Source organism: Micromonospora sp. WMMB235, from assembly GCF_001855515.1.
Lineage (GTDB): Bacteria > Actinomycetota > Actinomycetes > Mycobacteriales > Micromonosporaceae > Micromonospora > Micromonospora aurantiaca.
On the sequence record NZ_MDRX01000001.1, the window covers coordinates 724626 to 744832 of the forward strand.

Here is a 20207-nt window from a genome sequence, read left to right on the forward strand (position 1 = left end):
GTGGAACCGGTCGACCTGGCCGTCTCGGCGCTGCACGGCAGCGTCGGCGACCCGGCGCTGAACTCGATGAACTTCCTCAACGAGGTGGCGCAGCACTACCCGGACGCGGTGTCGCTGGCGGCCGGGCGGCCGTACGAGGAGTTCTTCGACTCCGCGCTGCTGCACACGCACCTGGACCGCTTCCGTCGCCACCTGGCCGAGGAGGTCGGGCTGGACCGGGCCGGCGTGGACCGGACGCTGCTGCAGTACGGGCGCACCAAGGGCATCGTGCACCACCTGATCGCCCGGCACCTCGCCGTGGACGAGGGGCTCACCGTCGACCCGGAGTCGATCGTGGTGACGGTCGGCTGCCAGGAGGCGATGTTCCTGGTGCTGCGCGCGCTGCGGACCGGCCCGGCCGACGTGCTGTTCGCGGTGGCGCCCACGTACGTCGGGCTCACCGGCGCGGCCCGCCTGGTCGACCTGCCGGTGCGCCCGGTGGCCGGCGGGCCGGACGGCGTCGACCTGGCCGACCTGCGCGCCGGGGTGCGCCGGGCCCGCGCGGAGGGGCTGCGGCCCCGCGGCTGCTACGTGATGCCCGACTTCGCCAACCCGTCCGGCGTCAGCATGGACACCGCGCAACGGCGGCGGCTGCTGGAGCTGGCCGCCGAGGAGGACCTGCTACTGATCGAGGACAACCCGTACGGTCTGTTCCCGGCCGACGGCACCGACCGGCGGCCCACGCTCAAGGCGCTGGACACCGCCCGGCGGGTGGTCTACCTCGGCTCGTTCGCCAAGACCGTGCTGCCCGGCGCCCGGGTCGGCTACGTGGTCGCCGACCAGCGAGTGGGGGAGGCCGACGGCGCTGTCGTCCCGTTCGCCGACCACCTCGCGAAGATCAAGAGCATGGTCACCGTGAACACGTCGCCGATCAGCCAGGCGGTGATCGGCGGCGCGCTGCTGGCGCACGACTGCTCGCTGGTGGCCGCGAACGTGCGGGAGCGGGCCGCGTACGCCCGCAACCTGCGCCACCTGGTCGACGGCCTGGCCCGGCGCTTCCCGGCCGGCGGCCCGGTCTCGTGGACCGTGCCTGCGGGCGGGTTCTTCGTGGTGGTGAGCGTGCCGTTCGCCGTCGACGACGCGCTGCTGCACCGCTCGGCGCGTGAGTACGGCGTGCTCTGGACCCCGATGGCGCACTTCTACGACGCAGGCACGCCGGTTGATGCGCTGCGGCTGTCGGTGAGCGCCGTCACACCGGAGTCGATCGATCTGGGTCTGGACCGGCTCGCCGCGCTGGTCACGGACACCATGGCCGCCGGAGTGACGCCGGAGTGTCAGGGTTCCGGCACAGTGCGTGTTTCCTGACGCCGTTCCTCTGTTGATAATGGACGAATGGTTGCCTGGGAGTACGCGTTGCTCGTTCGTCGGTATCAGGGTCAGGGTCGCAATTTCCACGTCTCGTTCGTGTGGTACGGCCCGGACGGGTCACGCACCGACGTGACGGCATACGGCGACACCGCGATCGCGCACCTCAACCGGGTCGGCCGGGAGGGCTGGGAACTGGTCTCCGCCGCCGAGGACGTGAACAACGTGCAGGGCAGCACCGAGGTCCACCGCTACCACCTGAAGCGCCCGCTGCGCTGACCCCTGAACCGCCGGCACCCCGGGAGACTCCTTCTCCCGGGGTGCCGCTTCGTGTCGGCCGGGCGCTCAGCCCAGGTCGACCGCCGGGTAGAGCGGGAACGGCGTGAGCAGGTCGGCGGCCTGCTTGCCGACGGACTCGGCGACGGCCGGGTCCAGCACGTACTTCGCCTTCGACGGTGCGCCGTCCGGGCCGGTGCCGGGCGTGGTCTGGCTGAGCACGGTGTGGATCAGCTCGGCGGTGGCGTCCATCTCGGCGGCGCCGAGGCCCCGGGTGGTCAGCGCCGGGGTGCCGATGCGGATGCCGGAGGTGTACCAGGCGCCGTTCGGGTCCTGCGGCACCGAGTTGCGGTTGGTGACGATGCCCGAGTCCAGCAGCGCCTGCTCGGCCTGCCGGCCGGTGAGGCCGTACCCGGACACGTCGATGAGCACCAGGTGGTTGTCGGTGCCGCCGGTGACCAGCGTCGCGCCCCGGCGCAGCAGACCGTCGGCCAGCGCCTGCGCGTTGTCCACGATCCGCTGGGCGTAGTCGGCGAAGTCGGGGCGGCGTGCCTCGGCCAGCGCGACCGCCTTGGCGGCCATCACGTGCGGCAGCGGCCCGCCGAGCACCATCGGGCAGCCCCGGTCGACCTGGTCGGCCAGCTCCGGCCCGCAGAGCACCATGCCGCCGCGCGGGCCGCGCAGCGACTTGTGCGTGGTGGTGGTGACGATGTGCGCGTGCGGCACCGGGTCGAAGTCGCCGGTGAACACCTTGCCGGCGACCAGCCCGGCGAAGTGGGCCATGTCGACCATGAACGTGGCGCCGACCGAGTCGGCGATCTCCCGCATGATCCGGAAGTTGACCTTCCGCGGGTACGCGGAGTAACCGGCGACCAGGATCAGCGGCTTGAACTCGCGGGCCGCCTCGGCCACCCGGTCGTAGTCGATCAGGCCGGTGGCCGGGTCGGTGCCGTAGCTGCGCTGGTCGAACATCTTGCCGGAGATGTTCGGCCGGAAGCCGTGGGTGAGGTGACCGCCGGCGTCCAGCGACATGCCCAGCATCCGCTGGTTGCCCAGCTCGCGGCGCAGCGCGAACCAGTCGGCCTCGGTGAGGTCGTTGACCTGCCGCGCCTGCGCCTTGCGCAGCGCGGGGGACTCGACCCGGTCGGCGAGGATCGCCCAGAACGCGACCAGGTTGGCGTCGATGCCCGAGTGCGGCTGCACGTACGCGTGGGACGCGCCGAACAGCTCCCGGGCGTGCTCGGCGGCGAGCGCCTCGACGGTGTCGACGTTCTGGCAGCCGGCGTAGAACCGGCGCCCGACCGTGCCCTCGGCGTACTTGTCGCTGAACCAGTTGCCCATCGCCAGCAGCGTCGCCGGGGAGGCGTAGTTCTCGCTGGCGATGAGCTTGAGCGACTCGCGCTGGTCGGCCAGTTCCGCGGCGATGGCGTCGGCCACGCGCGGCTCGACGCCGCGGACGACCTCCAGCGCGCTGCGGAAGGCGGTGGACTCGGCGTTGCGCGACATGCGACCTCCAGGTGACGTGCGGAAGGCCCAGGCGCTCGGCATGCGTCCTCATGACGAGGCCGCTCCCCGATGGTGCTCCATCTCCACGCGCCAGTCACGGCCTGTGCCGATCCTACCGGCCCGGCCGGGACCTGCGGGGTTGGGCCGCCCGTCCCGGGGAGGCCCGGCCGACACGGAGTTCTTCGACCGGGCCGGCATGACCGGCACCCGGGTCGGCCAGGGGCCCACGGACGACCCACCCACGGTGGCCGAGGACGCGTTCGAGGCGCTGACGAAGGGGGGGCACAAGGTCGCCGCCGGCTCGCTGGTCAACAAGATCCAGGTGGCCGCCGGCAAGATCATCCCGGACCGGCTGAAGGCGGTGCCGGTGTCAGGCGACCACGGCGTCGAGCGACTTCTTCAGCGCCTTCGGGGCGGTCGGCGTCTTGGGCGCCTTCGGCCGCAGGTCGAGCATCCGCTGGCCGATCTCCTGGAGCGGGCTACGGCCGAGCGCCTCGCGGACCTTCGGGAACCACTCCTGCTCCTCCTCCTCGATGTGGTGCAGCACGTTCTCGATCAGCACCGTCGTCTTGGCGTTGAAGCGCTCGTCGCCGGCGTCCATCGTGAACAGCTCGAAGCAGAGCACGTCCGCGACGTGGTGCTCCTCGTACGACTCCAGCACGTCGTCCTCGACGTCGGGCACCAGCTTGCGGACCTCCGGGTACATCACCTCGTTCTCCAGGTAGGTGTGCACCGTGAGGGCTTCTAGGATCTGCCCGACGATCTTCCCGCGCTTGCTCGCCGGTCCCTCCTCGGCCTCCTGGAAGGCCTTGAACAGGCGGCGGATCTCCTTGTGGTCCTCCTTGAGCAGGACGATCGCATCGGTGGACACCGGTTACCTCCTAAGTCGGCTGACGGTGCCCCCCTACCCGGTGCCCCACCAGGACAAACAGACCGGGCCCGGCGTGATCGCCGGGCCCGGTCAGCGGGTACCTGTTACTTCACCGCGTTGTACGCGTCCACGACGCCGGCGCCGTAGAACCCGTTGCGGTTCCCGCCGGAGCAGGTCGCGTCGTACGCGTTCGGGCCCGCCGGGATCAGCGGCACCGGGTTGTAGACGCCCGACGGGCAGGACTTCGCCACCGCCGTGCGCTCCAGGAACGAGGCCAGCTGGCCCGGGCTCATGCCCGGGTGCGCGGACAGCGCCAGCGCCGCGACGCCGGTGGCGTGCGGGCCGGACATCGAGGTGCCCTGCTTGTAGCCCCACCCGTTGGTGCGGGTGGCGGTGTTGAAGGTGGTGGACAGGATGCCGTCGGCGGACGTCGAGCGGGCGCCCTGCGTCCGGAACCGGGTGTCGCCACCCGGCGCGGTCACGTCGATCACGCCCTGGCCGTACGAGGAGTAGTAGCTCTTCTCCCCGGTCGGGCCGACGGCGGCGACGGTCACCACGCCCGGCGCCTCGGCCGGCAGGTCGAGGCAGGCGTTGGTGAGGTTCTCGCGCTCCTCCGGCGTGCCGTTGTTCGGGCTGCCGGTGTCGGTGATCTTGTGGGCCAGGTCGTAGTTCGAGTTACCTGCGGACGCGACGTGCAGCACACCCTGGGACTGCGAGTAGCGCAGGGCCCGCTGCACGGCCTTCCACACCGGGCGCTGACGCGCGTCGTTGCGGCAGTTCAGCTCCCACGGGTCGATGTAGTAGCTGTTGTTGGTGAGCTGGAAGCCGTGCTCGGCGGCCCACATGAACCCGCAGACCGCGGCCTCCGGGAAGATGTAGCCGTCGTCGTTGACCACCTTGACGGCGGCGACCTTCACGCCCGGGGCGACACCGGTGACACCGACGCCGTTGACCGCGGCGGCGATGGTGCCCGCCACGTGGGTGCCGTGGTCGCTCGTGGTGGGGTTCCACGCGGCCTCGGCGGTGTTCGGGACGCCGCCCACACAGGAGGCGCTCTTGTCCTTGGCGATCTGGGTCGCCAGGTCCGGGTGGCTGCTGGAGATGCCGCTGTCCAGCACACCCACCACGACCGACGGGCTGCCGCCGGTCACGGCGTGCGCCTGCGGGACGCGGATCTGGGGCATGTCCCACTGCAGGTTGTAGAGCGGCTCGGCGGTCGGGTCGCCGGTGGCCGCGGCGACGGCGGCGGCCGGCACCTCGACCGTCTCGCCCTCGTCCAGGGCGGTGCCCAGGCCGGCGGTGGAGGCGACCGACTCGACGCCGGCGCCCGCCACCCGGGTGGCGAAGTCCGGGGCGGACGAGCGCACGACCAGCACACCGATCTTGTCGTACGCGGCCACCACGGTGCCGTCGGCGGCCGCCACGCGGGCGGCGGCCTTGGCGGTGCTGTTGCCCTGCGGGGCGAGCACGATGTACGAGGTTTCCGGTCCGACGGCCGCGGCCGGTGCCGTGCCGCCGACGAGGGCGAGCCCGGCGCCGAGCGTCACTGCCGACGCCGCGGCGAGTGTCTTGCGACGGAGGTTGTTCACACAGACTCCCAGGGGTTCGTGCGGGTGGACCGCACCCCTGAGCGGGCTGCGGTCCGGGCGGAGGCACGGCGAAGTACCGGCCTCGCCCGGACCAGCGCCACCGCCTCCCGGGGTGTTACACGTGGTGGGATCCCGGTGACGTGGATCGTCAGACGGTGGCGATCGTGTAGGGGATCTCGTCCAGCAGTTCCCGGGCGAGGAAGCCGATCCGCCCGTACCGGGGGACCAGCCGCTGCCCGCTCACCGCGTGCGCGAACGCCGCCCAGCAGGCCGCCTGCGCCGGGTCGGCGCCCCGGGAGAGCAGGCCCGCGAGCAGCCCGGCCCGCACGTCGCCGCTGCCCGAGGTGCCCAGTCCGGCGTCCCCGCTCTCCTCCCGCCAGGCCCGGCCGTCCGGCGTCGCGATGTGCCCGTACAGCGAGACGACCGCGTCGTACCGGCCGGCCAGTTCCACCGCCTCGGCGTCCAGGTCGTCGCCCGGATCGCGTCCCAGCAGGTGCCGTGCCTCGGTCAGGTTGGGAGTGAGCACCGCCTTGCGGCTGGCCCCGGCCAGCAGCTCCGGCGCGTGGCTGAGCGCGCCGAGCGCGTACGCGTCGAGCACCAGCGCGGTCTCCCGGCCGGCCGCGTCCAGGACCAGGCGCAGCAGTTCCCCGGTGGCCTCGATGTCCTTCAGGCCGGGGCCGACGGCCACCACGTCCGCCTCGGCGACCAGCCCGCCGAGCAGGTCGCCCGGGTCGCCGCGTACCGCGCCGTCGTCGGTCTCCGGCAGGCCGATCACGAGCGCCTCGGGCACCTGGATGCTCAGCGACGGGGCCGTCGACTCGGCCGCGGCGAGCTGGAGCACGCCGGCCCCGGCACGCAGCGCGGCCACCCCGGCCAGCAGCACCGCGCCGGGGGTGAACCGGGAGCCGCCGACCACCAGCACGGTGCCGCGCGCCTCCTTGCCGCCGGTGGGCACCGGCAGCGCCCAGTCCCGCAGCAGCGCGGGGGTGATCACGTCAGACCGGCTCGGCATTGACCTCGTCCTCCCTGGTGGCCTTCGCCCCCTGCCGGTGCAGGTGGGCGACGTCGTTGAACACCTCCGGCACGAGCCGGCCGGCGTCGTCGGCGTGCCAGGCGGTGACCGAGCAGTTGGCGATCACGTGCTCGCGGGTCAGCGCCATCAGCTCCGCCTCGGTGAGCCCTTCCACCAGGTAGCGCAGCAGGAAGACCAGCGCGTCGTGGCCGAACAGCAGCACCCGGCCCCCCTCGTGGTCGCGGCGCAGGTCGCCGAGCAGCGCCCGCAGCCGCAGCGCCACGTCGGTCCAGGACTCGCCGCCGGGCGGGCGGTAGTAGAACTTGCCGAGCCGGGTACGCCGCTGCGCCTCCTCCGGGTAGCGCCGGGTCACGCCGTGGCCGGTGAGCCCGTCGAGGATGCCCAGCTCCCGGTCGCGCAGCCGCTCGTCGACGCTCGCCGGGATCCCGGTGCCGTCGAGCGCCAGCTCGGACGTGCGCACCGCACGCAGGTACGGCGACACCACAGCCACGTCCGGCCGCCTCGACTCCGGCAGCCCGGCCAGCCAGCGGGCGGTCGCCCGTGCCTGCTCCTCGCCGGTCTGTGACAGCGGCACGTCCGCGTCCCGGTGGCTGAGGTCGATCAGCTCGGCGCCGGACGTCTCGGCCGCCGTGGCCGCCACGTTCGCCGTGCTCTCGCCGTGCCGGACGATCCAGAGCGATCCCAACTCCGCCATGCGGCTCCCGGTACCCGGGCTCGACCGGGGATAACCGTGCCGGACCGGCCCGGCGCGGGACTGCGCCGCAGTGCATCGACCCGGCACAATGTCCCACGACGCGGGACGGACGGTCCGGGTCCGAGGGAGGCGCACATGGCGACTGTGGTGCGGGGTCTGCGGGAGGCGCTGGTGCTCTTCCTGATCGCCACGGTGGTGATCGCGGCGGCGGTCGGCATCTGGGTGGCGGTCGGCGGCGGGGACTTCACGCACCGGCTGGGGGTGGCGTTCATGATCGTCGGCGCCGTGATCGGGATGACCGGCGATCTCACGCTGAGCCGCATCGGCATGCTGCCGGCCCGCTCCACGTTCGGCCTGGCGCCGGAGCGGGAGGACGGCGGCGGCGGGCGGGTGCTCACCGGCGTCGGCATCTTCCTGTTCGTCTCGGTGCCGCTGATTGTCGTCGGCGCGCTGCTGATCACCTGAGCACGTGACGACCGTCGCCGGATCGGTCAGTCCTCCGGCGAACCGGGACTCACGAGGCCCGTCTCGTAGGCGACCACCACCGCCTGGACCCGGTCGCGCAGACGGAGTTTGGCGAGGATCCGGGCGACGTGGGTCTTCACAGTCGCCTCGGACAGGTGCAGCGCCTCCGCGAGTTCGGCGTTGCTCAGGCCGCCGGCCAGCAGGCGCAGGACCTCCGTCTCGCGCCGGGTCAGCGTGGCCAGGTCGCGGTGCACAGTCGCCGTCTGCGGGTCGCGGCGGGCGAAGCGCCGCACCAGCCGGCGGGTGATGGCGGGTGCGAGCAGCGCGTCACCGTCCTGGACCATGCGTACGGCCGCCACCAGATGTTCCGGCGTCACGTCCTTGAGCAGGAAGCCGCTCGCCCCGGCGGCGAGCGCGGCGTAGACGTACTGGTCCAGGTCGAAGGTGGTGAGGATGATGATCCGGGGCGCCGCGACGGCCCCGGTGAGGATGCGGCGGGTGGCCTCGAGGCCGTCGAGCTCGGGCATGCGCACGTCCATGAGCACCACGTCGGGCCTGGTGCGGCGGACCGCGTCCACCGCCTCCGCGCCCGTCGCCGCCTCGGCCACCACGTCCACCCCACCGGCCGTGAGGATCATGCGGAACCCGGTACGGACCAGTGCCTGGTCGTCGGCGACCACCACTCGTACCGTCATGTCGCCTCCCACGGGATCACGGCCTCGACGTGGTAACCGGCGCCCGGCCGGGCGCCGGCGCGCAACGTCCCACCGTAGACGGCGAGGCGCTCCCGCAGCCCGATCAGGCCGCGCCCGCCCGACACCCCGGTGGCAGCCGGTACGCCGGGCTCGGTGTTGCCGACCTCGATCCGCAAGGAGCGCTGCTGCCGGCGGGTGGGCGGCCCGGACCCGGACCGCGACGGCACTGCGGAGCGAGTAGCGCGCCCGGCGGCGTCGCGGGTGTCGGTGGGGCCGGTTATGGTCCCCGCACACTGCGGGCGATCAAGGAGACGGTGTGCGCAGATTCGAGTTCGTGGGCGGCGGTTCGGCCAAGTTCTGGGAGGTCGGGCAGAGCGACGCGACGGTGACGGTCCGCTATGGATCGATCGGCGCGCAGGGCCGCACCCAGGTCAAGGAACTGGGTTCGCCGGCCAAGGCCGCCGCGCACGCCGACCGGCTGATCGCGGAGAAACTGCGCAAGGGGTACGCCGAGACGACCGCCGCGCCCTCCGCCGGGCACACCGGAACGCCCGCCGTCGAGCCGGCTGCGCCGAGCCGCGACCCGGAAGCGGCCGGTGCCGATCCGGCCGCCGCCGGTTCGGCCGGTAGCGTCCCGGCCGGGGCGCCGTCGGCCACATCGCAAGCCGGCGAGCTGCCGGACGAGGACGCGTTCGAGGTTCCGGCCGCCTGGCGGCGGATGCTGGTCCCGCGCTGGGGCGGCACACCCGGCCCGGGCCTGCCGAGCGCCGCGAAGGGCCGCGCCGCCGGCCGCAAGGTGCTGGACTCGGTGGCCGCACCGGTCGCCGCCACCGCACGGGCCACCGACGATCCGGAGCTGGGTCCGGCGCTGCGCGGCTACCTCGACGGCCGGCCCGGTCCGCTGGGCGGGGCCGCGCTGGTGGCGGCAGTGGCCGTGGCGCTCGGCTATCACGCACGCGACCAGCAGGGGGTGGCCCTCGCCGACCTGCTGGCCGCCGATCTCGGCCCGGCCGGGGCGGCGGTCGCCGCGACCGAGCAGATCACCGTGGCGGCCACCGGGTCGGCGTCTCCGCTTTCGCTGGGCCGCGCCGAGGTGAACAAGGCGCACAACTACGGCCACTGGCGCCTGCGTCAGGGGGTGCTACGCCGGGTCCGCGCGCATCTCGCGGCGGCCCGCGAGGCCGACTACGCAGCGGCCCGCGCCGCGCTGGTCCCGTACCGGTCCGGGCCGCTGGCGGCGCGGGCGGTCACCTCGTTCCTGCTGCCGACCGAGCGGGAGTGGGTGGCCCAGGACGTCGCCGACGTGGCGCGCGAGGGGGGTCCGCTGCTCGCGGAACTGCTGCTCGGCGCAGTCGACGACGTGGACGCGATCCACACCCTCGCCGGGCACCTGCAGGTCTACCGGCTGATGTACGACCAGGCGCCGATCGTCACCGCCACCGCGGCGGTCGGGCCGCCGATCGCGCCGGTGCTGGCCGGGTGGTTCGACGACGAACACGTCGGCGCGGACGCGCGGCAGCGGCTGGTGTCACTGCTGGCCGCCCTGCCCGGTGACGAGCCGATGGCGGCGCTGCTCGACCGGCTGGACCGTAAGTACGTCCCGCCCGCCATGACGGAGATGCTGCGCCGCTTCCCGGTGCGCGGCGTGCGCCTGGTGTCCGCGGCCGCCGAGGGGCGCAGCCCGGCCGCGCGGGAGGCCGCCACCCTGTTGCGCGCGCACGTGCTGGCCAACCCGGCCGCCGTCGAGGCGGCGCTGCCGATGCTTGATCCGGCGCGGCGGGAACGGGTCGAGCGGATCCGCGACGACGCGTCCGCGTTGCCGGTCGCCGCGCCGGACCGGCTGCCGCCGGTGCTGGTGACGCCGCCCTGGACGGTCCGGCGCCCACGAGCCGACCCGCCTGTGGTGGGCGGGTTGAACCGGCCCACCGGGTCCGCGACGGCCTGGCTGCCGGGGGAGCGGGAGCGGTGGGCCGCGATCGTGCCCGGCTGGTCCGGCTGGTGGCGGGGCGACGACCTGAGCGTGTTGGCCGCCGAGGTCGCCGCCGGGCGGGCCGGATCGTACGAGGCGATCCACTTCTTCGTCCGGGCCACCGAGGAGCTGGCCCGGCCGCTGCTGCCGTCCTGGCGGCCCGACGAGTCCTGGGGAGCCGACGAGTGGATGTCCCGCCTCGCCGGCCGGTACGAGCTGGACGCGCTGCCCGCTGCCCTGCACCTGGCCCGCACCGCGCCGAAGAGCGTCGGCGAGGTGCTGCTGCCGTACACCGACGGTGAGGTCGCCGACCTGATGGCCGACTGGCTCGACCGGCTCAAGACGGGCCGCCCGGTCGCCCGCGCCTGGCTGCGGCGGCACCCGGAGTACGCCGTGCGGGCGCTGCTGCCGGCGGCCCTGGGCGAGCCCGGCCCGCGTCGCCGGGCCGCCGAGCGGGCGCTGCGGCTGGTCGCCGCGGAGCACCGTGGTGTGCTCCTCGGTGTGGCCCGGGAGCACGGCGAGGAGGCGCTCGCCGCCGCGACGGCGATGCTCGACGCGGACCCGCTGGCCCAGCTCCCGGCCCGGATGCCGAGCCTGCCGGCGTGGCTGGACCCGGCGGTGCTGCCGCAGGTGCTGCTGCGGGACCGCTCCGCCGCGCTGCCCGCCGACGCGGTCCGTCACCTCTGCACCATGCTCGCCATCTCCCCGCCCGGCGAGCCGTACCCGGGGGTGGAGGTCGTCCGCGCGGCGTGCGACACCGACTCCCTGGCGGAGTTCGCCTGGGCGCTGTTCGAGAGCTGGCAGAGCGCCGGTGCGCCCTCGAAGGACGGCTGGGCGTTCACCGCGCTGGGGCTGCTCGGCGACGACTCGACCGCGCGGCGGCTCGCGCCGCTGGTGCGGGCCTGGCCGGGCGAGAGCCAGCACACCCGGGCGGTGACCGGCCTGGAGGTGCTGGCGCAGATCGGCACCGACGTGGCGCTGATGCACCTCTACGGCATTTCGCAGAAGGTGAAGTTCCGGGGCCTGCGGGAGCAGGCGGCGCGCAAGGTCACCGAGGTCGCCGACGGGCTGGGGCTAACGCCCGAGCAGCTCGGCGACCGCCTGGTGCCCGACCTCGGGCTGGACGCCGACGGCAGCCTCGTCCTCGACTACGGGCCGCGCCGGTTCACAGTCGGCTTCGACGAGCAGCTCAAGCCGTACGTGGTGGACGGCTCCGGCGCCCGCCGCAAGGACCTGCCCAAGCCCGGCGCCCGGGACGACGCCACGGCGGCGCCCGCCGCGCACAAGCGCTTCGCCGGCCTGAAGAAGGACGTGCGCACGCTCGCCGCCGACCAGATCCGCCGCTTCGAGGCGGCCATGGTGACCGGGCGGCGCTGGCCGGCCGCCGACTTCCGCCGCTACTTCCTGTCCCACCCGCTGCTCTGGCACGTCGTCCGCCGGCTGGTCTGGGCCACTGTGGATGACGCCGGTCAGGTGGTCACCGCGTTCCGGGTCGCCGAGGACCGCACGCTCGCCGACGTCGACGACGAGACGTACACGCTGCCGGACGACGCCACTGTCACCATCGCGCACCCGCTGAGCCTCGGCGCGGCGGTGCCGGCCTGGGCGGAGGTGTTCGCCGACTACGAGATCCTCCAGCCGTTCCCGCAGCTCGGCCGCGAGGTGTACCGGCTGGACGCGGCCGAGCGCGCGGAGACGCTGCTGCGGCGGCACGCGGGTGTCACGGTCCCGGCCGGGCGGCTGCTCAGCCTGGAACGGCGGGGCTGGCGGCGCGGCATGCCGCAGGACGCCGGCATCCAGAGCTGGCTGGAGCGCGAGGCCCCCGGCGGCCGGGCCGTGGTGATCGACCTCGACCCCGGCATCGCGGTCGGGGTGGTGGACATGTTCCCGGACCAGAAGATCGAGGCGATCTGGGTGAACGACGTGCCGCGCGGCGACTGGTTCCAGCGCGGCGGCAAGGTCCGCCTCGGCGACCTCGACGACGTCACCCTCTCCGAGGTGCTGCGCGACCTGGCGGAGGTGACCCGGTGACCGCGCTCGATCCGGCCGCCGAGCGGGCCCAGCGTCCCCCGGCCGAGGTGCGGTACGCCGACGAGCTGGCCGCGCTGGCCGCCGACGACGGCGACCCGCGCCCGCCGGGCTGGCGGCTGAGCCTGCGCGCCGCCCGCCGGTTCATCCTCGGCGACCCGGCCGCCGGGGTCCGGCGCAAGTTCGTCGGCGACCCGTCGCTCATCGACCGGGCGCTTGTGGCGCTGGCGACCAGCCGCGGCCTGATGCTCGTCGGCGAACCGGGCACCGCCAAGTCGCTGCTGTCGGAGCTGCTCGCCGCCGCGGTCAGCGGCGACTCCACGCTGACCATCCAGGGCGGCGCGGCCACCACCGAGGACCAGATCCGCTACTCGTGGAACTACGCGCTGCTGGTCGCCGACGGCCCGTCGCCGCGCGCGCTGGTGCCGGCGCCGCTGCTGCGCGGCATGGCCGAGGGGCGGGTGGTCCGCTTCGAGGAGATCACCCGCTGCCCGCTGGAGGTGCAGGACTGTCTGCTCTCCCCGCTGTCGGACCGCGTGCTCGCCGTTCCGGAGCTGCCGGGCGCCGACGCCATGGTGTTCGCCCGCGAGGGCTTCAACGTGATCGCCACCGCGAACACCCGGGACCGGGGCGTCAACGAGATGAGCGCCGCCCTGAAGCGGCGGTTCAACTTCGAGACCGTCTTCCCGATCCCCGACCTCGGCACCGAGCTGGAACTGGTCGAGGCCGAGGCGGGCGAGTTGCTGCGCCGCTCCGGCGTGACCGCGCCGCCCCGGCGGGACCTGCTGGAGGTGCTGGTCACCACGTTCCGGGAGCTGCGGACCGGCATCACCGAACGCGGCGACGCGATGGAGCGGCTGTCGGCGGTGATGAGCACCGCGGAGGCGGTGTCGGTGGCGCACGCGGTCGGGCTGCGCGGCTGGTTCCTGCGCGGCGAGTCCGGCGACGCCGCCGACCTGGTCGCCTGCCTGGCCGGCACCGCCGCGAAGGACGACGCGGAGGACCTGGCCCGGCTGCGGCGCTACCTGGAGCAGCAGGTGTCCCGCCGCTCCGGCGCGCAGTGGCGGGCGGTGCACGACGCCCGGCACCTGCTGCCCGGGTGAGCGCCACCGAGGCGCCCGGCGGCGTCACGTTCCTCGGCGTCCGGCACCACAGTCCGGCCTGCGCCCGGCTGGTCGCGGCCACGGTGGCGCGGCTGCGCCCGGCGTACGTGCTGGTGGAGGGGCCGGCTGACCTGAACGGGCGGATGGACGAGCTGCTGCTCGACCACGAGCTGCCGATCGCCGTGTTCACCGCGCACCGCGACGGCACCCGGCGGCACGCCTCCTGGAGCCCGTTCTGCGCGTACTCGCCGGAGTGGGTGGCGCTGACCGCCGGGCGGGAGGTGGGCGCGCAGCTGCGGTTCATCGACCTGCCCGCGTGGCATCCCGCGCTGTCCGACCGCGCCAACCGGTACGCCGACGCCGACCAGCGGTACGCCGAGGCGGTGCGCCGGCTGTGCGCCACGCTCGCCGTGGACAACGTGGACGCGCTCTGGGACCACCTGTTCGAGATCGGCCCGGACGACGGGCTGGCCGAGCGGCTGGACATGTACTTCGACGTGCTGCGGGGCGAGTCGGCGGCCGGGGCTGACGACACCGCCCGGGAGGCGTACATGGCCCGCTGGGTACGCGCCGCCCGCCGCCGGGCCGCCGGCCGCCCGGTGCTGGTGGTGACCGGCGGCTTCCACCGTCCCGCCCTGGTCCGGCTGACCGTCGGCCCGGACGGCGCCGATCGGCACGGCACCGGCCCTTACGGCACCGGCCCTTACGGCACGGGCCCGGACGGCACCGGACCGGAGGAGGACGACTGGCCGGAGGTGCCCGCCCCGGCTCCGGACGCGGTGGCGGGCAGCTACCTCGTGCCGTACTCGTTCCGGCGCCTGGACGCGTTCGTCGGCTACCAGTCCGGGATGCCGTCACCGGCGTACTACCAGCGGGTCTGGGAGGACGGCCCGCGCCGGGCCGCGGAGGCGCTCACCGAGGCGGTGGCGGCCCGGCTGCGTGCCCGGCGGCAGCCCGTCTCCACCGCCGACCTGATCGCCGCCCGGAGCATGGCCGGCGGCCTGGCCCGGCTGCGCGGCCACGCCCACCCGGGCCGGGTCGACGTGCTCGACGGGCTGGTGTCCGCACTGGTCACCGACGCGCTCGACCAGCCGCTGCCGTGGGCGACCCGGGGCATGCTGGCACCAGGTGCCCACCCGGTGGTGGTGGAGATGGTGGCCGCGCTCAGCGGCGACCGGGTGGGCCGCCTGCACCCGGACACGCCGCTGCCGCCGCTCGTGCACGACGTCGACGCCGAGCTGGAACGCCACCGGATCGATCCGCACGAGGCGGCCGAGCTGGACCTGACAGTCGCCGGCGACCTGGCCCGCAGCCGCCTGCTGCACCGGCTGCGGCTGCTCGACGTACCCGGTCACGTCCGGGAACGCGGCCCCCGGGTGGGCGCGGACGCGCTGCTCACCGAACGCTGGTCGCCCGCGCCGTCGGCGGACCGGCTCGCCCGGGTGATCGAGGCGGGCGGGTACGGGCCGACCGTGCTGGACGCCGTCACCGCCCGGATCGAGGAGCGGGTGACGCTGCTCGGCGCGGACGTCGACGCGCTCGCCACGACGCTGTTCGACACTGCGCTGGCCGGGCTGCCCGAGCACTCCACCCGGACGCTCACCGCGATCGCCCGTGCCACCGGCGCGGTCACCGACCTGCGGGCGCTGGGCCGGGCGCTCGCAGTGGCGCTGGCGCTGTGGCGGCACGACGGGCTGCTCGGCAGCGCCGGGACCGCCCCGCTGGGCGCGTTGATCACCGCCGCCGTACGCCGGGCGCTCTGGCTCGTCGAGGGCGTGCGCGCCACGGCCGCGGCGGCCGACCCGGGCCGGCTCACCGCGCTCGTCGCGGTCCGGGACGCGGTTCGCCACGCCGGCCCGGCGCTGGGGCTCGACCGGGACGGCGCGCTGGCAGTGGCCGGGCGGGTGGCGGCCGACCCGGCGGCCCCGCCGGACCTGCGCGGCGCGGCGCTGGGTCTGGCCTGGTCGCTGGGGGACGTGCCGGACGCGGCCCGCGCGGTCCGGGCCGTGGCCGCGCCGGACACGCTCGGCGACTGGCTGTCCGGGCTGTTCGCGCTGGCCCGGGAGGAGGTGGTCAGCGGCGACGCGGCGCTGCTCACAGTGGTGGACGAACTGCTCGCCGCGATGGGCGCGCACGACTTCCTGGTGGCGCTGCCCGCGCTGCGGCAGGCGTTCGGCTGGTTCCCGCCCCGCGAGCGGGCGGAGGTGGCCCGGCACGTGCAGGCGCTGCACGGCGGCGACGCGCCGCCCGGTGACCTGCTGCGGCTGGACGCCGACCCGCTGCTGGTGGCCGCCGCCCGCGCGGTGGAGGAGCGGGTCGACGCGGTGCTGACCCGGGAAGGGCTGTGGGAGGGGGACCGGACGTGACCGACCCGATGCGGGAACGCTGGCGGCTGGTACTCGGCGACGCCGCGCAGGACAGCCTGGGCGGCCTGTCTGCCGAGGCGGCCGGCCGGGACGCCGCGCTGGACTGGCTCTACGGCAGGGACGCGGAACTCGGCCGCCGCGACGTGCGGCGCGGCGGATCCGGTCCCTCCGCGCTGACCACAGTGGACTGGCTGGACGGGATCACCCGGCTGTTCCCGAAGGAGACGGTGCAGCGGCTGGAACGCGACGCGGTCGAGCGGTACGGCATCCACGAGGTCGTCACCGACCCGGCGGTGCTGGCCCGGGTCGAGCCGAACCCGGCGCTGCTGCGCGCGGTGCTACGCACCAAGCACCTGATGGACCCGCAGGTGCTGCGGCTGGCCCGCAAGCTGGTCGAGGCGGTGGTGCGGCAACTGGTCGAGCGGCTGGCAGGGGAGGTGCGGCAGTCGTTCTCCGGGCCCCGGGCGCGTCGCCCCAGCCGGTTCCGGCAGGCCCGCAACTTCGACGTACGCCGCACCATCCGGGCGAACCTGGCGCACTGGCGGCCGGACGAGCGCCGGCTGCACGTCCGGCAGCCGCACTTCTTCTCCCGTACCCGCCGCCACCTGGACCGCTGGCAGGTGATCCTGCTGGTGGACCAGTCCGGCTCGATGCTCGGCTCGGTGATCCATGCCGCGGTTACCGCCGCCTGCCTGTGGGGGCTGCCCGGCGTGCGGACCCACCTGGTCGCGTTCGACACCGACGTGGTCGACCTGACCTCCGACGTGGACGACCCGGTGGAGCTGCTGATGAAGGTGCAGCTCGGCGGCGGTACCGACATCGCCCGCGCGGTCGCGTACGGCGCGCAGCTCGTGGAGAACCCGCGCCGGTCGATCGTCGCGCTGGTGTCCGACTTCTACGAGGGCGGCGACGCCGGACGTCTGGTCCGGTCGGTGAAGCAACTCGTGGAGCAGGGCACGCACGTGCTCGCGCTCGCCGCGCTGGACGAGGAGGCCGACCCGGCGTACGACCGGGCCACCGCCCAGCGGCTGGCCGACGTGGGCGCGGCGGTCGGCGCGATGACGCCGGGCGAGCTGGCCGCGTTCGTGGCCGAGCACGTGGGCCGGTAGGGGGACCGGATGATCCGTGACGACCTGATCGCGCTCACCCCGGACGTGCTGGCCGCGCTGAGCAACAGGGGCCTGGTGAAGCGCGCCACGAAGGAGGTCGACGCCGGTGAGCGGCCCGCGCTCACCGAGGACGCCGACGGCGCGGTGCGTGCCGCGTACCCGGACGGGGTGGCTGTGACGCTGCCCGTGGGCGGCGGTCTCGCGGCCGGGATCTGCTCCTGCCCGGCGCCCGGCGTGTGCCGGCACCTGCTCGCCGTCGTGCTGACCTACCAGCGCACGCACGCCGACGCCCCGGACCGCGAGGCCACGCCGGACGGGGAGGCCGCCCCGGACACGGATGCCGCGCCGGGCCTGCACGCCGATCCAGGCGGGCAGGCTCCGGGCCCCGGCGCGTCGCGGGACCAGGAGGCTGCGCCGGGCAATGCGGCCGGGCCGGGCCGGGTCGCGGCGCCGGGCCGGGAGGGCGCCGCAGCCGGGAGTGAGCCGTGGCGGTGGTCGCCGGGCGACGTCACCGACGAGGAACTGGCCGCCGCGATCGGCGCGCCGGCGCTCACCGCCGCGCGACGACGGTTGCGGCGCGGCTACGCCGCTGTGGTCCACCGGCCGGACACCGCCGACCCGGTCCCGCGCGTGGAGCTGCCCACCGGCACGGCCCGCTTCCTGGTGCCCCGCCAGATCGGGTACGCGCGCGGCGACGCGGCCGACGACGGCGGTGAGGCGATCGCGCTCGCCGTGTGGGCGTGCCGGGCGGCCGACCGGGAACACCCGGACCGTCAGGAGGCGCAGGTACGCGTCGGCGGAACCGCCACCGTCACGGAGCGTCCGGCCCTGGACGCGGCGGTCGCGCTGGCCGCCGACGTGCTGCTGACCGGGGCCGCGCACCTGGGCTCCGGCGTGGACGCCCGGCTGGCGGCGACCCGGCGTGACCTCGACGCGGCCGGTCTGCGCTGGCCGCTGCTCGCCGTCGAGGACCTGGCCGGGCAACTGGAGGCGTACGCGGCGCGCGGCGCCCGGTACCGGCCGGAGACGTTCGCCGACCTGCTCGCCGAGTTGCCCGCGCGGCGACGCGCGGTGGTGAACGCCGGCGCCACCCCGGTGGAGCGTGTCCTCGGCACCCACGAGCCGGCGGAGACGCCGCTGCGGCGGGTACGGCTGACCGGCCTCGGTGCCCGGGTCCGGTGCAGTGGAGGCGAAGTGGGCGTGGACGTGGTGCTCGCCCACCCGGCGGCCGTCTCGGTGCTGGTGCTGCGCCGCGCCTACCCGGTCACCGACGACGGCCCGCCCACCGGGCACGAGCTGGCCGGGCGGCGCGTCACCGGCACCACGCTCGGCGCGCTCGCCACCGGCAACGTGGTCTCCGAGTCGGCGGTGCGCAGCGCCGCGCACCGGCTCCGGATCGCCGCCGGCCGGCTGGCCCGCACCACGGTCACGCCCGGCGCGGGGGAGTGGTCCGGCCTGCCGCCCGGCCTGCTCGCCCGCGACCCGGACGCGCTCGCCGCCGAGCTGGCCGGGCGGCCACCCCGGCTGCTGCGCCCCCGCACCGCCGCCGAGTCGGTGCGGGTGCTCGCGCTCGGCGAGGTGCGCGCCATCGGGTACGCGGCCGGCGAGCAGCGCCTGCACGCCACGGTGACCGGGGCCGACGGCGGCACGGCGACCGTCACCGCCACCCACCACGCCGCCGCCCCTGGTGCACTCGACGCGCTCGCGGCGGCGCTGGACGGCACACAAGGGCCGCCGCGTTACGTCAGCGGAACGGTCCGCCGCGGCGCCGACGGGCTCGTCGTCGAGCCGCTGGCGGTGGTCGCCGACGCGGTGGTCGTACCCGATCTGGCACCTGGGGTGGGCGACGGCCGGCTGACCGGCGCGGTCGACGCCCGGCCCGACCCGGTCGCCGTGGCGCTCGGTACGGCGTCGGCGCTGCTCGCCCAGGCCGCGCACACCGGCCTGCGGCACCTGCCGGTGGGCTTCCCCGACCGGCTGCGCGCGACGGCCGCCGCGCTCGGCGGAGTCGGCCTGGACCGCTGCGGCGCGGCCCTGTCCGGCCTGGCCGGGACGCTCGGCGCCGACCCCGGCGAACCGGCGGTACGGGCCTGGGTGGACGCCTGGATCCGGCTGTCGGTGACGGCGGAGTCCCGGTGAGCCGGTCCCCACGGCCGGGCCGGATCGCTACGGTGTGACGGTGGCGACCACGGCGGCGCAGGAGATCCAGGTGGGGGAGCGGCTGGTCCGCGTCTCCAGCCCCGACAAGCCCTACTTCCCGGAGCGCGGGCTGACCAAGCTGGACGTGATCAGCTACTTCCTGTCCGTCGGCGACGGCATCCTGCGCGCGCTGCGGGACCGGCCGACCATGCTGGAACGCTGGCCGCGCGGCGTGTTCGAGGGCGCGAAGGTCGCCACCCGGCAGACCAACAAGGGCGACGCGTTCTACCAGAAGCGGCTCCCGGCCGGTGCGCCCGACTGGGTCCGCACCGCGCACATCACGTTCCCCAGTGGGCGTACCGCCGACGAGGTCGCCCCGAGCGAGCTGGCGGTGGTGATCTGGGCGGCCAACCTGGGCACGCTGCGGTTCCACCCGTGGCCGGTGTCGAAGGACGACGTGGAACACCCCGACCAGCTGCGCATCGACCTCGACCCGATGCCGGGCGTGGACTTCGCGCAGGTGGTGCCGGTGGCGCACGAGGTGCGCGCGTACCTCACCGAGCTGGGCCTGGAGGGCTTCCCGAAGACCACCGGCGGGCGCGGCATCCACGTCTACGTCTCGATCGAGCCGCGCTGGAGCTTCGGCGAGTGCCGGCGAGCGGTCCTGGCGCTGGGCCGGGAGATGCAGCGCCGCCTGCCCGACCTGGTCACCACCACCTGGTGGCGCGACCAGCGGGACCGGCCGGTCTTCGTCGACTACAACCAGATGGCCCGTGACCACACCATGACGTCGGCGTACTCGATCCGGCCGACGCCCGCGGCGCTGGTCTCGGCACCGCTGGAGTGGTCCGAGCTGGACGACGCCCGCCCGGAGGACTTCGACGTGCTCAGCATGCCCGAGCGGTTCGCCGAGCTTGGCGACCCGCACGCCGGGCTGGACGGGCGGCGGTACTCGCTGGAACCGCTGCTGGAGCGGGCCGACGCGGAAGGGCTGGAGTCGCCGCCGGAACGCTGAGGCGG

16 protein-coding genes and 1 riboswitch are annotated in these 20207 nt (G+C 75.1%); of the genes, 9 read left to right on the forward strand and 7 right to left on the reverse strand.

Annotated elements, in window-relative coordinates; translation table 11 throughout:
* Positions 1-1344, forward strand: coding sequence for a PLP-dependent aminotransferase family protein (locus BFV98_RS02920; protein WP_071094795.1), 1344 nt, complete (start codon positions 1-3; stop codon positions 1342-1344).
* Between the two features lie 27 nt (positions 1345-1371).
* Positions 1372-1623 carry a hypothetical protein gene (locus BFV98_RS02925; RefSeq protein ID WP_013286617.1) on the forward strand — a complete coding sequence of 84 codons (252 nt, stop codon included), beginning with the start codon at positions 1372-1374 and terminating at the stop codon, positions 1621-1623.
* Between the two features lie 66 nt (positions 1624-1689).
* Here the strand turns inward: BFV98_RS02925 and BFV98_RS02930 are convergent, their stop codons facing one another.
* From BFV98_RS02930 to BFV98_RS02950, 5 genes are all read right to left on the reverse strand, one after another.
* Positions 1690-3126: a glycine hydroxymethyltransferase gene (locus BFV98_RS02930; protein ID WP_013286616.1), complete on the reverse strand. Its 1437-nt coding sequence runs from the start codon at positions 3124-3126 to the stop codon at positions 1690-1692.
* An 18-nt stretch (positions 3127-3144) separates the two neighbouring features.
* Positions 3145-3234, reverse strand: a riboswitch (ZMP/ZTP riboswitch).
* Between the two features lie 262 nt (positions 3235-3496).
* Complete coding sequence (locus tag BFV98_RS02935) at positions 3497-3997, reverse strand: hemerythrin domain-containing protein (RefSeq protein WP_047892399.1); 501 nt, start codon at positions 3995-3997, stop codon at positions 3497-3499.
* 104 nt (positions 3998-4101) lie between these two features.
* Positions 4102-5586 carry a S8 family serine peptidase gene (locus BFV98_RS02940; protein ID WP_013286614.1) on the reverse strand — a complete coding sequence of 495 codons (1485 nt, stop codon included), beginning with the start codon at positions 5584-5586 and terminating at the stop codon, positions 4102-4104.
* Positions 5587-5734: 148 nt separating this feature from the next.
* The gene (locus tag BFV98_RS02945; RefSeq protein WP_071094797.1) at positions 5735-6598 is read right to left on the reverse strand and encodes an NAD(P)H-hydrate dehydratase; all 864 of its coding nucleotides are present in this window, start codon (positions 6596-6598) and stop codon (positions 5735-5737) included.
* The gene (locus tag BFV98_RS02950) at positions 6582-7313 is read right to left on the reverse strand and encodes a histidine phosphatase family protein (RefSeq protein WP_071094799.1); all 732 of its coding nucleotides are present in this window, start codon (positions 7311-7313) and stop codon (positions 6582-6584) included. The genes BFV98_RS02945 and BFV98_RS02950 overlap by 17 nt, the downstream gene beginning before the upstream one ends.
* A 135-nt stretch (positions 7314-7448) precedes the next feature.
* Between BFV98_RS02950 and BFV98_RS02955 the strand changes: the two genes are divergently transcribed.
* On the forward strand, positions 7449-7778 hold the full coding sequence (locus BFV98_RS02955) for a hypothetical protein (protein ID WP_013286610.1): 330 nt from the start codon (positions 7449-7451) through the stop codon (positions 7776-7778).
* Between the two features lie 26 nt (positions 7779-7804).
* Here the strand turns inward: BFV98_RS02955 and BFV98_RS02960 are convergent, their stop codons facing one another.
* Positions 7805-8473 carry a response regulator transcription factor gene (locus BFV98_RS02960; RefSeq protein WP_013286609.1) on the reverse strand — a complete coding sequence of 223 codons (669 nt, stop codon included), beginning with the start codon at positions 8471-8473 and terminating at the stop codon, positions 7805-7807.
* On the reverse strand, positions 8470-8649 hold the full coding sequence (locus BFV98_RS02965; RefSeq protein WP_176921667.1) for a hypothetical protein: 180 nt from the start codon (positions 8647-8649) through the stop codon (positions 8470-8472). Before BFV98_RS02965 ends, BFV98_RS02960 begins: the two co-directional genes overlap by 4 nt.
* 140 nt (positions 8650-8789) lie before the next feature.
* Between BFV98_RS02965 and BFV98_RS02970 the strand changes: the two genes are divergently transcribed.
* Genes BFV98_RS02970 through BFV98_RS02995 form a run of 6 tightly spaced genes read left to right on the forward strand, consistent with a single transcriptional unit; the run spans position 8790 to position 20202 of the window.
* Complete coding sequence (locus BFV98_RS02970) at positions 8790-12473, forward strand: DUF4132 domain-containing protein (protein ID WP_071094803.1); 3684 nt, start codon at positions 8790-8792, stop codon at positions 12471-12473.
* Positions 12470-13573: an AAA family ATPase gene (locus BFV98_RS02975; RefSeq protein WP_071094805.1), complete on the forward strand. Its 1104-nt coding sequence runs from the start codon at positions 12470-12472 to the stop codon at positions 13571-13573. The genes BFV98_RS02970 and BFV98_RS02975 overlap by 4 nt, the downstream gene beginning before the upstream one ends.
* On the forward strand, positions 13570-15939 hold the full coding sequence (locus BFV98_RS02980; RefSeq protein ID WP_071094807.1) for a DUF5682 family protein: 2370 nt from the start codon (positions 13570-13572) through the stop codon (positions 15937-15939). Before BFV98_RS02975 ends, BFV98_RS02980 begins: the two co-directional genes overlap by 4 nt.
* On the forward strand, positions 15936-17048 hold the full coding sequence (locus tag BFV98_RS02985; RefSeq protein ID WP_013286602.1) for a VWA domain-containing protein: 1113 nt from the start codon (positions 15936-15938) through the stop codon (positions 17046-17048). The genes BFV98_RS02980 and BFV98_RS02985 overlap by 4 nt, the downstream gene beginning before the upstream one ends.
* A 9-nt stretch (positions 17049-17057) precedes the next feature.
* Complete coding sequence (locus tag BFV98_RS02990; RefSeq protein ID WP_071094809.1) at positions 17058-19187, forward strand: hypothetical protein; 2130 nt, start codon at positions 17058-17060, stop codon at positions 19185-19187.
* 34 nt (positions 19188-19221) lie between these two features.
* On the forward strand, positions 19222-20202 hold the full coding sequence (locus BFV98_RS02995) for a DNA polymerase domain-containing protein (RefSeq protein WP_013286600.1): 981 nt from the start codon (positions 19222-19224) through the stop codon (positions 20200-20202).
* Positions 20203-20207 lie beyond the last annotated feature (5 nt).

Coding starts and splice junctions, on each gene's coding strand:
- BFV98_RS02930 (WP_013286616.1), bottom strand. CDS start 3,126: ATGTCGCGCAACGCCGAGTCCACCGCCTTCCGCAGCGCGCTGGAGGTC.
- BFV98_RS02955 (WP_013286610.1), top strand. CDS start 7,449: ATGGCGACTGTGGTGCGGGGTCTGCGGGAGGCGCTGGTGCTCTTCCTG.
- BFV98_RS02925 (WP_013286617.1), top strand. CDS start 1,372: ATGGTTGCCTGGGAGTACGCGTTGCTCGTTCGTCGGTATCAGGGTCAG.
- BFV98_RS02990 (WP_071094809.1), top strand. CDS start 17,058: ATGATCCGTGACGACCTGATCGCGCTCACCCCGGACGTGCTGGCCGCG.
- BFV98_RS02945 (WP_071094797.1), bottom strand. CDS start 6,598: ATGCCGAGCCGGTCTGACGTGATCACCCCCGCGCTGCTGCGGGACTGG.
- BFV98_RS02950 (WP_071094799.1), bottom strand. CDS start 7,313: ATGGCGGAGTTGGGATCGCTCTGGATCGTCCGGCACGGCGAGAGCACG.
- BFV98_RS02960 (WP_013286609.1), bottom strand. CDS start 8,473: ATGACGGTACGAGTGGTGGTCGCCGACGACCAGGCACTGGTCCGTACC.